Source organism: Actinophytocola xanthii (genome assembly GCF_001921205.1).
In the GTDB taxonomy this organism is placed as follows: domain Bacteria; phylum Actinomycetota; class Actinomycetes; order Mycobacteriales; family Pseudonocardiaceae; genus Actinophytocola; species Actinophytocola xanthii.
In genome coordinates, this window is record NZ_MSIE01000027.1 from 1 (window position 1) to 12335 (window position 12335).

The window sequence follows — 12335 nt, forward strand, 5'->3', positions numbered from 1 at the left end:
CCACACCCTACAACTGCCAACGAACTACCGACTCAGGACACTAGTCTTCCGTGGTCAGCCCTCTCCGGTACATGACGCAAAGGCGTATGCACGCAATCAATCACAGAAAGCGCATTGGCAAAGAGACAAGCGTGTAATTGTTCATCAAAGACCTCTAAAATATCTGTACGAGTATGATGATGACGGTAAGATATTGAAAGACGAGAAGGGAGATAAAGTATTCAACGGAAAGCGGGAAAAGGGTATCGACGTACTTTGCGCACTGGCGGTTGTTACGGAATCGCTAAAGAGTAATGTCGACCTGGTTATTCTGGCGTCCGCCGACTCGGATCTTGCGCCAGCGCTAGATCAAGCTCTTGATCTGGGAGAAGCCAAGATCGAGACGACTAGTTGGTTCGACGCGACACGACCCCGACAATCAAGCCAGCTAAGACCCACTAGTAGAACTGTTTGGAATACTCGGCTTGGACAGTCCGAGTTTGAGCGTTGTTGGGATCGTAATGAATACTAGTAGTAGCAGGTGGCCTAGGGCTTTATTAGTGTCCTCCTTTGGCCACTCGTTTCTTTAATTAGAACTATTGAATCGACGCCCAGCATCTTACTGCTGTTGGTTTATAGTCAGGCCAAATTTAAGTTCCGGCTGGCTGGGAGTCTGCAAGGTCAATTGCGGACTACGAGTAGTGGGGGAAGTCTCTGCGTTCGAGGCCGTGAGTTATGCGTAGGCGGATGCTGGCGTGGACGTTCAGTTGGTCAAGCTCGGCCGGGTGGATCCAGAGGACTTCCTTTGATTCATTACTCGTTCGCAGTTCACCGCCGGTGGGACTGGCGTAAAAGCAGATCGAGAATTCTTGGCGAATTTCGCCGTCCGTGAACTCAATGACGTGGTTGGGGTCGCTGTAGATGCCGATTAGGCCGGTCACCGCGACCTCGATGCCGGTTTCTTCGAGGACCTCGCGATATACGGTCTGGGTGAGGGTCTCGCCGAGTTCGAGGGCGCCGCCGGGGATGGAGTAGAGGTCGTTGTCGGTGCGGCGGATCAGGAGGATCTCGCCCGCTTCGTTCTGGACCAAGGCGGTCACGGCCACCACGATGCTGTTCGCGGCGGGGGCGTGTGGGTTGCGGTAGTGGTCGATTCGCGCCATGGCTTCCTACCTACCAGGTGCGTCGAGCGGGTGGACTATGAGCTGGCCGGCGCTGAGGTGCGGCGCGAGGCGTAGATGCCGATGAGGATGACAGCGACGCCGAGCAGGGAGAGCAGGGGAACGTTCTCGTCGAGGATGAGGAAGCCGAGGGCGACCGATGCGATGGGGACCAGGTAGGTCACGACGGACGCGCCTACTGGGCCTTCGGTGCGGATGAGGGCGTAGTTGATGACGTACGCCAGGCCGGTGCCGATGATGCCGAGGACGGCTAGGGACAGCCACGGGGTTAGCGACCAGGTGGGCGCGCTGGCCGTGTCTAGGGGGAGGCAGGCGGCGGTCAGGATGCTCGCGGCGATGAGCTGGCTCGTGGAGAGCACGGTGGGGGTCAGGTTCTGCGGCGTCAGGTAGCGGCTCATGTAGAGGTAGCTGATGCCGTAACTTAACGCTGCTAGCAGGCAGTAGAGGGCGCCGAGCGTGTCTACCCCGCCGGCGTTCCAGGGGGTGAAGATCAGGAGGCTGCCCAGGAAGCCCAGGAGCAGGCCGGCGAGCTGGAGGGCTCCAAGACGGTTGGACTGGCGGACGGCGAAGGCCAGGGCGAGGGTCCAGAGCGGCGTGGTGGCGTTGAGGGCGCCGGCGATGCCGGAGTCGACGCGGGTCTCGCCGAGGGCGAAGAGGAGGTAGGGGGCGGCGTTGGCGACCAGGGCGGCTACGAAGAGATGGCCCCAGGTCGGTAGGTCGCGGGGGAGTTTGTCGCGGCGGGCCGCTATGACGGCCAGGAGGACGAGGGCGCCGAGGATCATGCGGGCCGCGGTCAGCTGGATGGGGCTGAAGGCTTCCAGGGAGATCTTGATCCAGAGGAAGTTGGAGCCCCAAACCAGCGCGAGCGTCGCTATGAGCAGGGTGCCCTTTGTGGACGTCCTCACTTCAGTTCTCGATGGGGAAGTTGTAGACGAGGCCGGAGCGGTCGGCGCGGTGGACGAACCTGCTCACCTCGAAGGGCTCGCCGTTCTGGTCGAAGCTGGTGTGGAGGACGTCCAGGACGGGGACGCCGGACGGGGTCTGGAGGAACTGGGCCTCGGCGTGGGTGGGCATCCTGGCTGTGATCTCGTCGCGGCCGGTGGTGAGGGTGTGGCCCTTGTCCTCTAGCCGGCCGTAGATGCCGCCGGGGCCTGTCTTGGGCTCGGCGAGGGGGGTGCCTTCGGCTTCCGACCAGCGGACATAGGTCGTGACGAGCTGTACCGGTTCGTCGTCGGCGTGGTACTCGTTCAGGCGGCGTAGGACTGACTCCTCGTCGGGGGAGACGTTGAGGCGTTCGGCGACGTCGAGCGGAGGAGTGACGCGGTCGATCGCCACCGCCTGGATGCTGGCGGCCTTGCCTTGGCGCTGCATCTCCAAGCGGAACGGGGTCAGGCCGGTCTCACGGTAGGTCTTGCGGGAGTAGCGGTCGTTGCCCCAGCGGAACAGGCGTTGCTTCTCGCGGACGAAGACGCCCTTGCCGTGGTGCGGGGTGACCAGGGCTTCCTCGGTCAGGAGGCGGATCGCTTCGCGGGCGGTGTTGCGGGCGGTGCCGAAGCGGTGGGCCAGCTCCCGCTCGGATGGCAGCTTGTCCCCCGGGGCCAGCTCGCCGGAGGTGATCAGCTCGCGCACGGCATCGGCGATGCGGCGGCTCGGGAGCTGGCCGGCGTCTCCGCTCGTCTGGGGGCTCATGCCAGTGAGCATACAAGTGGCTTAAACCAGTTGGTTGCGTCCGTCGCGGTCCTGTGTTTCACTGGCTTAAGCCACTACTGGCTCAAGCCAGTCTGACACTGGGAGACAAGATCATGGCTGTTCCGTACGGCACGAGGTTCGCCGTTGACTTCGACGTGGTGTTCCCGCAGGGCGCGTACATCGTGGGCGAGGTCGTTCCGGTCACCGAGTACCAGTCACAGGAGGACAAGGCTCGCAACCGGCCGGTGCGGCCACGGATCGACGAGGCCACTGGGCTGCCGATCTACAAGGTCACGATCGCGGACCCGTCCGCTGAGAAGGACCGCGACAAGTCGATCACGGTGGAGATCGCGGCCAAGGTTCAGCCGGTGCCGCCGTCGGCCATGGGGAACCTGCCGTTCCGGCCAGTTGTGCTGGAGGGGCTGACGGTTCAGCCGCGGGCCGAGACGTCAGGGCAAGCCAAGTGGATCACCTGGGTGGTGAGGGCCACCGGGCTGCGCGCGGTTGACGCCGGGCCGGCCAAGAGCGCCCCGTCCAAGTCCGCTGCGGCCTGAACGGGGAAGCGATGTTCACGGTTACATGTGCCCCTGGCCGCGAGGCGGGTGCCGAGGTGCGACAGATCGCCTCCGGGTGGCTGTCGCTCGTTCTGTCGATGGACCCGGGACGCGTCGTGATCGACGTCCCTTCGGTGAACGGGGGCGGCATCATCCTCGCCCGGTTCTGCCTCAACCTCGCCCACACGGCCACCCGGCTCGCCACCGATCTCGACCAGGGTGGTGCGCGCCGATGACCGGCTACAGCACGGCTTATCAGGTCGCGTGTGCTCCGGGGCCGAACGCTGCGGCGACGATGACTCGCGGACCGGGTGGTGGACCGGTCCTGATGGTCTATCTGGACCCGGTCAACATGACCATCCACCCACCGGCGTCCATCGCGGGCGCCCGGGCGCTGGCCGACTTCTGCCGCGAGCTGGCGCACGAGGCGAGCCGGTTGGCGGATCTGCTCGATCCCGACGGACAGCCCGCGCCACCCGAGAACACCCATCCACGCCATTACCTGGCACGGGACGAGTTCGGCGACTCCGGAGCGGGCAACTGAGCCGGCGCGGGGCGGGCATCCCCGATGGCAATCCCGCCATGTCCGCTCCGCGCCACCTCCATCGATCCGATTGAGAGGAGGAATCGAGTGTCGAACAGGTCATGGGCCGGCGACGGACGTAGCCCGGTGATGGATCTGCATGACGAGCTGTGGGCGCGGTGTCCAGGAGCCGACGCGGGGTTGACCGACCTCATCGCCTACCACCGGCGGTGCGCGAAGGCGTACGACGACATGGCCGTTGCGGACCCCGGACATCGCTTTGAGGCGTTGGCGTGGGCGCGGATCGAGCGGCGCCAAGCGGAGACGATCGAGAACGATCTGATCGACCTGCTGGAGACCTACACCAGCCGATAATTGGTCCTATTTAGACAAACAACGCACGTTGGGTCGTGTGGCGATGCCGCACGTCTTCCTGTGCTGCAACAAATGCGTAGGCGCAGAAGCGGATATCCGGCTACCAACCTCGTCCGCTTCTGCGCTGTCCACCCGGTGAGGAGTGAACAGTGACAAGGCTAGAGCCAACTCCAGTGCGGGCACCAGAGGGGGTCACCCGAACACGCTGCGCACGGTGCCGACGGTTCGCTCGGCTGCTGCCCGGCGAGACCCGCTGTGCCCGATGCGTGGGCGCGTTACCGCTCGAGTTCGGACCTGCCATCGGCGGTGGTCGCTGATGGTGCGCGATTCCCGATGGGTCGACCCGGCGCCGTTGGAGGTGTCGCGGCCGCGGTTGCCGTGGTGGACCATGCTGCCGGGCTGGGTCAAACTCGTGCTCTCACCGGTCGCGGCCGTGGTGCTGCTCGGCTGGGTGGGCTACCAACTGGGCCGGGTGATGTACCGGTACCCACTGATGCTGTGCCTGCTGGCCGCCGGCTGGTGGTCCTACTCGGGGCTCGGCCCCTGGTGGTTCGGCACCCTGCTGGCCGGCCTACTGGCTGTGGTGTGGGTGTGGTGGTGGCGCCACCCCTCGTCGTGTGAGCGGTTCGCACTGCGATGGGCGCGCACGGAGACCCGCCGATTCTTCGTCTACGCCTACGACTGGCGCACCGTGATGCGGTTGTCCGACCTGGCGAAGGACAAGCGGGGCCGGGAGTACCGCCCAAAGCTCGGTCGGGTGCGTGCCGAGGGCTGGCGTGACCTTGTGCGGGTTCAGATGGTTAAGGGGCAGGCGCCGGAACAGTGGGAGCTGCACGCGTCGGGTCTGGCGCATTCGTTTAACGCACAGTCGTGTCGAGTGCGGGTGGTGAAGCCGCGCCGGCTGGAACTGGATTTCATCCACTCTGATCCTCTGTCGTGCTCGATCCCGGTGCCGGCGCTGGCCGAGGACGCGGCCGGGGTGGATCTGCGGCGGGTGGTGATCGGCCGAACCGAGACCGGCAAGCCGTTGCGGCTGCGGCTCCTCGGCACCCACGTGCTCACCGTGGGCGTGTCCGGGGCGGGGAAGGGCTCTTTGCTGTGGGCGGTCGCGTGCGCGCTCGCGCCGGCCATCAAGGCGGGTCAGGTGAAGGTGTTCGGGATCGACCCCAAGGGTGGGATGGAGCTGGGGCAGGCGCCGGAGGTGTTCGAGCAGGTCGTCTACGACAACGGCTCCCGCGCCGTGACGTTGTTGGAGTGGCTGGCGCAGGAGGTCAAGCGGCGGGCCGAGTCCTACCGGGGCCGGCGACGGGCGTGGACGCCGGAGTCGGGGGATCCGTTCCTGCTGCTCGTGGTCGATGAGCTGGCCGACGTGATCGCCTACCAGACCGACCGCAACCTCCGCGACCGCGCGACACGAGCGGTCCAGGCGATCACCTCCCAGGGGCGGGCGCCGGGGGTTTGTGTGCTGGGGCTGTTGCAGGACCCACGCAAGGAGATCATCGCCTTCCGGCACCTCTTCTCCACCCGCATCGCCATGCGGCTCGACGAGCCGGCGCAGGTCGACATGGTCCTCGGGGACGGCGTTCGTCAGCGCGGTGCGGCGGCGCACGAGATCTCCGAACACACACCGGGCGTGGCCTGGGTCAAGGAGGACGGGAAGCGGGAGCCGGTCCGGGCTCGGGTGTTCCACGTGACCGATGACCACCTGGGCCAGCTCGTTGCCTACCTCACTGGCCGGGTCGCGATACCGCCTGTGTCGGCGGAGGTGGTCGCGTTTCCTGACCGCGTCGACGAGCGGAGCGGGGGTGCGGCATGACACATCAGACGCGGGCGGAGCGGATGCGGGTGCCGCTGGCGATCGACGTCGTCACCGTAACTGCCGAGAAGCACGGGGTGTGCGTGCGGCCGTTCACGATGGAGGTCGGGGACCTGGACACGGGGGAGCTGCGGCATGTCGCGGTGCCGTGTGGGTCCACGGTGGAATCGCAGTGTGGGCCCTGTGCTCGGAAGGCCCGGGCGTTGCGGATCGTGCAGTGCCGGGAGGGCTGGCACCTGGCGGAGGAGCCGGACTTCACGCCGGAGTCGCCGAGTGAGGATCACAAGGCTTTGCTGGCGCTGCGGGCGGACCTGGTGGCCGCTTATCGGCAGGCTGAGGGCTCCGAGGTGGACGAGCTGCGGGAGGAGATTCGCTCGGTCGATGAGGAGCTTCGGCAACTCGGGATGCGTGGTCGGCTCCCGTCGCCCGAGCTGCCCGAGAAGGCGTCGCCGAAGCGGTCGACGAGGCGGCGGCAGGATGCGCCGGATCTGCCTCGGAAGCGGGTGGAGCGGCGGACCTTGGGGCGGGAGTTCGCGGGTCGGTTTCGGCCGTCGATGTTCTTGACGTTGACCTGTGACAGCTACGGGCGGGTGCGGGATGACGGCACGCCGGTTGATCCGTCCACCTACGACTACCGGCGGGCGGCTCGGGACGCTGTGCACTTCGCGGCCTTGGTCGATCGGTGGTGGCAGAACCTTCGGCGCTGCGTGGGCTGGGATGTGCAGTACTTCGCGACTGTGGAGCCGCAGAAGCGGGTGGCGCCGCATCTGCACGCGGCGATCCGCGGTTCCGTCCCGCACGAGCTGCTTCGGGCGGTCACGGCTGCGACGTACCACCAGGTGTGGTGGCCGGCGCATGACGAACTCGTCTACATCGAACAGCTGCCTACGTGGGACGGGAAGCGGTTCGTCGACCCGGACACGAGGGAGCCGTTGACGAGCTGGGCTGAGGCCCTGGAAGCGGTGGAGGAGCCGGCGCACGTTGTCGCCTTTGGGCGGCAGGTGCATTCCAAGGGGATCCTCGGCGGCTCGGAAGAGGCCGGGCGGCACGTCGGCTATTTGACGAAGTACCTCACCAAGTCAATCGGGGAGGTCGTCCAGGCGGAGAGCGAGCGGCAGCGGCGGCACCATGACCGGTTGCACGAGGAGCTGTCGGTCACGCCGTGCTCGCCGCGGTGCGCGGTGTGGCTGCTGTACGGGGTTCAGCCGCTCGGTGCGGGTGCGAAGACCACGCCGGGGCACTGCAAGGGGCGGGCTCATCGGCGGACCACGCTGGGGCTGCCTGGCAGGCGGGTGTTGGTGTCGCGGAAGTGGTCGGGCAAGAGCCTCGCCGACCACAAGGCCGATCGGCGGGCGTTCGTGCTCCAGGCCCTCGCCGACATCGGGATCGAGAAGCCAGCGGAGGAGCCTCGGCGGTTGGTCTGGCACAAGGTGCAGCCCGGTGACCCGAACGTGCCTCCCCGGGCGCACTTGCTCATGCACGCGATCGCGGAACGGATCAGATGGCGGGCCGAGTACGACAGCGCGCTACTCGCGGCCGGCGAACTTTCGGCAACTCAACCAGCGGCATAAGGGGCAGCGGGAATGAAGGTCTACTACACGGTGGATGAGGCGGCCGAGTACCTCGGCACGGGTGTGCGGTTCCTGCGGCGGCTGATCGCGGAGCGGCGGATCCCGTTCCACAAGGTCGGCAAGTTCGTCCGCATCAAGATCGACGACTTGGAAGCGTTTGCGGCGGCCGGTCGGGTCGAGGCGTTCGACCGGGAAGCGGTGCGGCGACATGTTCGGCGGGCGTCGTGAGCGCGCGGCGGCGATTCGGGAGAGTTCGGCAACTGCCCTCCGGACGGTGGCAGGCGCGGTACCCGGGGCCGGACGGGCTGCTGCGGACCGCTCCCGAGACCTTCGCGACGAAGGGTGACGCTGACCGGTGGTTAGCCGCGGTTGAAACCGACATCGGTCGGGGGGACTGGGCCGACCCGGAGGTGGGGCTGATCCCGCTCGGCGAGTACGCGGCGACCTGGATCGAGGAGCGGCCGAACCTGGCGGTGCGAACAGTGGAGCTGTACCGGGGTCTGCTGCGGCTGCACATCGATCCGTACATCGGACGGGTGATGCTCGCCGAATTGACCACGGCGCGTGTTCGGCGGTGGCGTAAGGAGCTGCTCGACGCGGGCGCCAGCTCGGTCACCGTCGCGAAGGCGTATCGGCTGCTCAAGGCGGTGATGAACACGGCCTACCTGGACGACCAGCTAGTGAAGGCGAACCCGTGCACGATCCGCGGGGCGGGGAAGGAGGACAGCCCGGAACGACCGATCGCCACCATCGCCCAGGCGCTCGCGGCGGCCGACGCGATCCGGCCGCGATACCGGCTGATGGTGCTGCTCGCGACGTTCGGGAGCCTGCGGTTCGCGGAGATGGTGGGGCTCCAGCGGGGTGACCTCGACCTGGACAAAGGTGTCGTCCACGTCCGGCGGCAGGCGGTGCAGACGAACTCCGGTCAGATCCTCGAGACTGATCCGAAGTCGGCGGCCGGGAAGCGGCGGGTCGTGGTGCCGGCGTTCCTGGTGCCGGAGATCGAGGCGCACCTGAGGCAGTACGTCCGGCCGGCGAAGTCGGCGTGGGTGTTCGAGGGGCCGAAGGGTGCCCGACCGACCCGCAACAACTTTCACTCGATCTGGGCCAAAGCGAGGAACGCGGCCGGTATCCCGGACCTGCATCTGCACGACCTCCGGCACACCGGCAACACCCTCGCCGCCGAGACCGGGGCCATCCTGCGGGAGCTGATGGAGCGGATGGGCCACGCCTCCACCCGCGCCGCGCTGATCTACCTGCACGCGAGGGAGGAGCGAGGGCACGAGATCGCGCGGGGCATCGAGAAGATGGTCAAGAAGGCACGGAAGAAGAAGGGGCACGCGGAGGGCACGACGACCGGGAAGGAGCCGGCGTGATGTCCACAGGAGCCGGCCGACGAGCCGCTGACCTGCGAGGGAAGAAGAGAGCGGGTGACGGGAATCGAACCCGCATGACCAGCTTGGAAGGCTGGGGCTCTGCCATTGAGCTACACCCGCGTGCGGCCCGAGGGGGCGTCCGCCGAAACAGCCTAGCGTGTCGCGATAGGGTGGTGGTGTGTCCCCCGTCCTCGCGGGGGCGGCGGGCTGTGGCGCAGCTTGGTAGCGCATTCGCTTTGGGAGCGAAGGGTCGCAGGTTCAAATCCTGTCAGCCCGACCAGTGGGGAGACCATCCAACGGGTCAACCCCGACGTGCCCGCGACCTCTCCAGTTCCATAGACTCGACCGGACCCCGTGGCTCAGGTCGGCCCGGGTGTCCCAGGTCAAACCAGCCCGAGGAGATCACGTTGAAGAGCACCGTCGAGCAGCTGAGCCCGACACGGGTCCGGATCAACGTCGAGGTGCCGTTCGACGAGCTCAAGCCCAACTTCGACCGCGCCTACAAGAAGATCGCCAGCCAGGTGCGCATCCCCGGCTTCCGGCCCGGCAAGGCCCCCGCCCGCGTCATCGAGCAGCGCATCGGGCGCGCCCCCATCCTCGACGAGGTCGTCAACGAGGCCATCCCCGCCAAGTACATGGAGGTCCTCTCCGCCGAGGAGGTCCGCGCCCTCGGGCGGCCCGAGTTCGAGGTGACCAAGATCGAGGACGGGGACCACCTCGCGTTCACCGCCGAGGTCGATGTCCGCCCGGAGATCACCGTCCCCGCCTTCGGGGAGCTCTCCGTCACCGTCGACGACATCGAGCTCGGCGACGACGAGGTGGACGAGCAGCTCAACGAGCTCCGGGCCCGCTTCGGCACCCTCACCGGCGTCGAGCGCCCCGCCGAGAACGGTGACTTCGTCTCCATCGACCTCACCGCCTCCGTCGACGGCGAGGAGGTCGAGGACGCCAAGACCTCCGGCCTCTCCTACGAGGTCGGCTCCGGCGAGATGATCGAGGGCATCGACGAGGCCATCATCGGCACCTCCGCCGGCGAGTCCAGGACCTTCACCACCAAGCTCGTCGCCGGTGAGCACGCCGGGCGCGACGCCGAGGTCGTCGTCACGGTCCGCAGCGTCAAGGTCCGCGAGCTGCCCGAGCCCGACGACGAGTTCGCCCAGCTCGCCAGCGAGTTCGACACGATCGAGGAGCTCCGCGGCGACCTGCGCGAGCGCCTCACCCGCGTCAAGCGCATGCAGCAGGGCGTGCAGGCCCGCGACAAGGTCCTCGACGCCCTCCTCGACAGCACCGAGGTCCCCCTCCCCGAGCGCGTCGTCGAGTCCGAGATCGAGGTCCGCCAGCACGACGCCGTGCACACCTTCGACCACGACGACGACCGCCTCAACGAGTTCCTCACCGCCCAGGGCAAGACCCGCGAGGAGTTCGACGCCGACGTGCGCGAGGAGGCCGAGAAGGCCGTCAAGACCCAGCTCGTCCTCGACCAGATCGCCGACGCCGAGAACGTCACCGTCGACGACAACGAGCTCACCGAGCGGATCATCTACCAGGCTCAGCGCTTCGGTGTCAGCCCCGACGAGTACGTCCAGCGTGCCCAGCAGTCCGGCCAGCTCGGCGCCATCTTCGCCGACGTCCGCCGCGGCAAGGCGCTGGCCTCGGTGGTCCGCCTGGCCACCGTCACCGACGCCTCCGGCAACACCGTCGACCTCGAGGAGCTGTTCGGCCCCCGCGAGCAGGCCACCCCGGAGCAGGCCGCCGAACCCGCGACGGCGGACCAGTGACGCTCTGAGCGAACTTGAGCATTCCTGGGCATGCCCCGACCCCCGGCTTCGTTACTGTCGGACATGAGACAGATCAAGGTCATCTCCAGCGCCGTCGCGGTGCCGGAGTGAGCGCAGAAAGCAGGCAGACGTGACGCAACCACTGCGGACGCCCGACATGCGGTCGACGACCGCAGGCCTCACCCTCAACGACTCCGTCTACGAGCGGCTGCTCCGGGAGCGCATCGTCTTCCTCGGCTCCGAGGTCGACGACGAGATCGCCAACCGGATCACCGCGCAGCTGCTGCTGCTGGCCGCGGAGGACCCGGAGAAGGACATCACCTTCTACATCAACTCCCCGGGCGGCTCGGTCACCGCCGGCATGGCCATCTACGACACCATGGAGCTCATCGAGCCGGACGTCGCCACCTGGGCCATGGGGCTGGCGGCCTCGATGGGCCAGTTCCTGCTCTCCTCCGGCACCCCGGGCAAGCGCTACGCCCTGCCGCACGCGCGGATCATGATGCACCAGCCGTCCGCCGGGGTCGGCGGCACCGCCTCCGACATCGCCATCCGCGCCGAGGTCTACGCCAAGTGGAAGCTCGAGATGGCGAAGATCACCGCCGAGCAGACCGGCCGCACCGTCGAGCAGATCACCGAGGACGCCGACCGCGACCGCTGGTTCACCGCCGAGGAGGCCCGTGACTACGGCTTCGTCGACCACGTGGTCACCCGCGCGAGCCAGACCCCCAACGGCAGCGGCAGCTGACCAGCCCCGAGGAGATCACAGTGAGTGAGCTTCACCTCCCGCAGTCCCGGTACGTGCTGCCCTCCTTCGTGGAGCGGACCAGCTACGGGGTCAAGGAGTCCAACCCGTACAACAAGCTGTTCGAAGAGCGGATCATCTTCGTCGGCGTGCAGATCGACGACGCGTCGGCCAACGACGTGATGGCGCAGCTGCTGTACCTGGAGTCGGTCGACCCGGACCGCGACATCATCATGTACATCAACTCGCCCGGTGGCTCGTTCACCTCGCTGATGGCGATCTACGACACCATGCAGTTCGCCCGGCCCGACGTGCAGACCTACTGCCTCGGCCAGGCGGCCTCGGCGGCGGCCGTCCTGCTCGCGGCCGGCACCCCCGGCAAGCGCTTCGCCCTGCCCAACGCCCGCGTGCTGATCCACCAGCCCGCCATGGAGGGCGTCTACGGACAGGTCTCCGACCTGGAGATCCAGGCCAACGAGATCCAGCGCGTTCGCCGGCTCATGGAGTCCACGCTGTCCCGGCACACCAGCCGGTCGGCCGAGCAGATCCGCAAGGACATCGAGCGGGACAAGATCCTCACCGCCGACGAGGCCAAGGACTACGGCATCGTCGACGAGGTGTTGTCCTACCGGAAGCTCTCTGCTACCAAGCCGTGAGCCAACGCACCACTCCCGGCGGCAGGTGGCCCCGGACCCGGGGAAACGGGGCCACCTGATCGGCCGAATCCGACAACTCGACGGGTAGGTTC

At 67.2% G+C, this 12335-nt stretch carries 15 protein-coding genes and 2 tRNA genes; 13 read left to right on the forward strand and 4 right to left on the reverse strand.

Features of this window, described 5'->3' with window-relative positions; all coding sequences use genetic code 11:
• Positions 1–511, forward strand: a 511-nt coding sequence (locus BU204_RS39145) for an NYN domain-containing protein (protein ID WP_143229527.1), incomplete at its 5' end; no start/stop codon positions are given.
• Between the two features lie 160 nt (positions 512–671).
• Here the strand turns inward: BU204_RS39145 and BU204_RS15385 are convergent.
• Genes BU204_RS15385 through BU204_RS15395 form a run of 3 tightly spaced genes read right to left on the reverse strand, consistent with a single transcriptional unit; the run spans position 672 to position 2849 of the window.
• Positions 672–1142, reverse strand: coding sequence for an NUDIX hydrolase (locus BU204_RS15385; protein WP_075126365.1), 471 nt, complete (start codon positions 1140–1142; stop codon positions 672–674).
• A 35-nt stretch (positions 1143–1177) separates the two neighbouring features.
• Positions 1178–2065, reverse strand: a complete 888-nt coding sequence (locus BU204_RS41935) for a DMT family transporter (RefSeq protein WP_075126366.1) — start codon at positions 2063–2065, stop codon at positions 1178–1180.
• A gap of 1 nt (position 2066) precedes the next feature.
• Entirely contained in the window at positions 2067–2849 is a 783-nt protein-coding gene (locus tag BU204_RS15395; RefSeq protein WP_075126367.1) for a GntR family transcriptional regulator, read from the reverse strand.
• Positions 2850–2962: 113 nt separating this feature from the next.
• On the opposite strand from BU204_RS15395, the gene BU204_RS15400 reads away from it, so the two are divergent.
• The 8 genes from BU204_RS15400 (at position 2963) to BU204_RS15435 (ending at position 9064) form a co-directional block, all read left to right on the forward strand.
• On the forward strand, positions 2963–3403 hold the full coding sequence (locus BU204_RS15400; RefSeq protein WP_075126368.1) for a hypothetical protein: 441 nt from the start codon (positions 2963–2965) through the stop codon (positions 3401–3403).
• A 56-nt stretch (positions 3404–3459) separates the two neighbouring features.
• Positions 3460–3639 (forward strand): hypothetical protein, encoded by a 180-nt coding sequence (locus BU204_RS15405; RefSeq protein WP_075126369.1) that lies wholly within the window; start codon positions 3460–3462, stop codon positions 3637–3639.
• 92 nt (positions 3640–3731) lie between these two features.
• Positions 3732–3947, forward strand: a complete 216-nt coding sequence (locus BU204_RS15410; RefSeq protein WP_075126370.1) for a hypothetical protein — start codon at positions 3732–3734, stop codon at positions 3945–3947.
• Between the two features lie 129 nt (positions 3948–4076).
• Positions 4077–4301 carry an AMED_5909 family protein gene (locus tag BU204_RS15415; protein WP_075126454.1) on the forward strand — a complete coding sequence of 75 codons (225 nt, stop codon included), beginning with the start codon at positions 4077–4079 and terminating at the stop codon, positions 4299–4301.
• Positions 4302–4617: 316 nt separating this feature from the next.
• On the forward strand, positions 4618–6117 hold the full coding sequence (locus tag BU204_RS15420; protein WP_075126371.1) for an FtsK/SpoIIIE domain-containing protein: 1500 nt from the start codon (positions 4618–4620) through the stop codon (positions 6115–6117).
• Positions 6114–7688: a replication initiator gene (locus BU204_RS15425; protein WP_075126372.1), complete on the forward strand. Its 1575-nt coding sequence runs from the start codon at positions 6114–6116 to the stop codon at positions 7686–7688. Before BU204_RS15420 ends, BU204_RS15425 begins: the two co-directional genes overlap by 4 nt.
• Before the next feature lie 30 nt (positions 7689–7718).
• Positions 7719–7916: an excisionase family DNA-binding protein gene (locus tag BU204_RS15430; RefSeq protein ID WP_143229528.1), complete on the forward strand. Its 198-nt coding sequence runs from the start codon at positions 7719–7721 to the stop codon at positions 7914–7916.
• Positions 7913–9064 carry a tyrosine-type recombinase/integrase gene (locus BU204_RS15435; RefSeq protein WP_075126374.1) on the forward strand — a complete coding sequence of 384 codons (1152 nt, stop codon included), beginning with the start codon at positions 7913–7915 and terminating at the stop codon, positions 9062–9064. The genes BU204_RS15430 and BU204_RS15435 overlap by 4 nt, the downstream gene beginning before the upstream one ends.
• Before the next feature lie 49 nt (positions 9065–9113).
• Here the strand turns inward: BU204_RS15435 and BU204_RS15440 are convergent.
• Positions 9114–9184 (reverse strand) — tRNA-Gly (locus BU204_RS15440).
• A gap of 83 nt (positions 9185–9267) precedes the next feature.
• On the opposite strand from BU204_RS15440, the gene BU204_RS15445 reads away from it, so the two are divergent.
• The 4 genes from BU204_RS15445 to BU204_RS15460 all read left to right on the forward strand — a co-directional run bounded on the left by BU204_RS15445 (position 9268) and on the right by BU204_RS15460 (position 12243).
• Positions 9268–9344: transfer RNA gene (locus tag BU204_RS15445), tRNA-Pro, on the forward strand.
• Positions 9345–9471: 127 nt separating this feature from the next.
• Complete coding sequence (gene tig, locus BU204_RS15450) at positions 9472–10842, forward strand: trigger factor (protein WP_075126375.1); 1371 nt, start codon at positions 9472–9474, stop codon at positions 10840–10842.
• A 157-nt stretch (positions 10843–10999) separates the two neighbouring features.
• Positions 11000–11590, forward strand: coding sequence for an ATP-dependent Clp protease proteolytic subunit (locus tag BU204_RS15455; protein WP_075126376.1), 591 nt, complete (start codon positions 11000–11002; stop codon positions 11588–11590).
• A 20-nt stretch (positions 11591–11610) separates the two neighbouring features.
• On the forward strand, positions 11611–12243 hold the full coding sequence (locus BU204_RS15460) for an ATP-dependent Clp protease proteolytic subunit (RefSeq protein ID WP_075126377.1): 633 nt from the start codon (positions 11611–11613) through the stop codon (positions 12241–12243).
• Positions 12244–12335: the final 92 nt, after the last annotated feature.

Coding starts and splice junctions, on each gene's coding strand:
- BU204_RS15395 (WP_075126367.1), bottom strand. CDS start 2,849: ATGAGCCCCCAGACGAGCGGAGACGCCGGCCAGCTCCCGAGCCGCCGC.
- BU204_RS15455 (WP_075126376.1), top strand. CDS start 11,000: ATGCGGTCGACGACCGCAGGCCTCACCCTCAACGACTCCGTCTACGAG.
- BU204_RS15420 (WP_075126371.1), top strand. CDS start 4,618: ATGGTGCGCGATTCCCGATGGGTCGACCCGGCGCCGTTGGAGGTGTCG.
- BU204_RS15400 (WP_075126368.1), top strand. CDS start 2,963: ATGGCTGTTCCGTACGGCACGAGGTTCGCCGTTGACTTCGACGTGGTG.
- BU204_RS15415 (WP_075126454.1), top strand. CDS start 4,077: ATGGATCTGCATGACGAGCTGTGGGCGCGGTGTCCAGGAGCCGACGCG.
- BU204_RS15385 (WP_075126365.1), bottom strand. CDS start 1,142: ATGGCGCGAATCGACCACTACCGCAACCCACACGCCCCCGCCGCGAAC.
- BU204_RS15425 (WP_075126372.1), top strand. CDS start 6,114: ATGACACATCAGACGCGGGCGGAGCGGATGCGGGTGCCGCTGGCGATC.
- BU204_RS15410 (WP_075126370.1), top strand. CDS start 3,732: ATGGTCTATCTGGACCCGGTCAACATGACCATCCACCCACCGGCGTCC.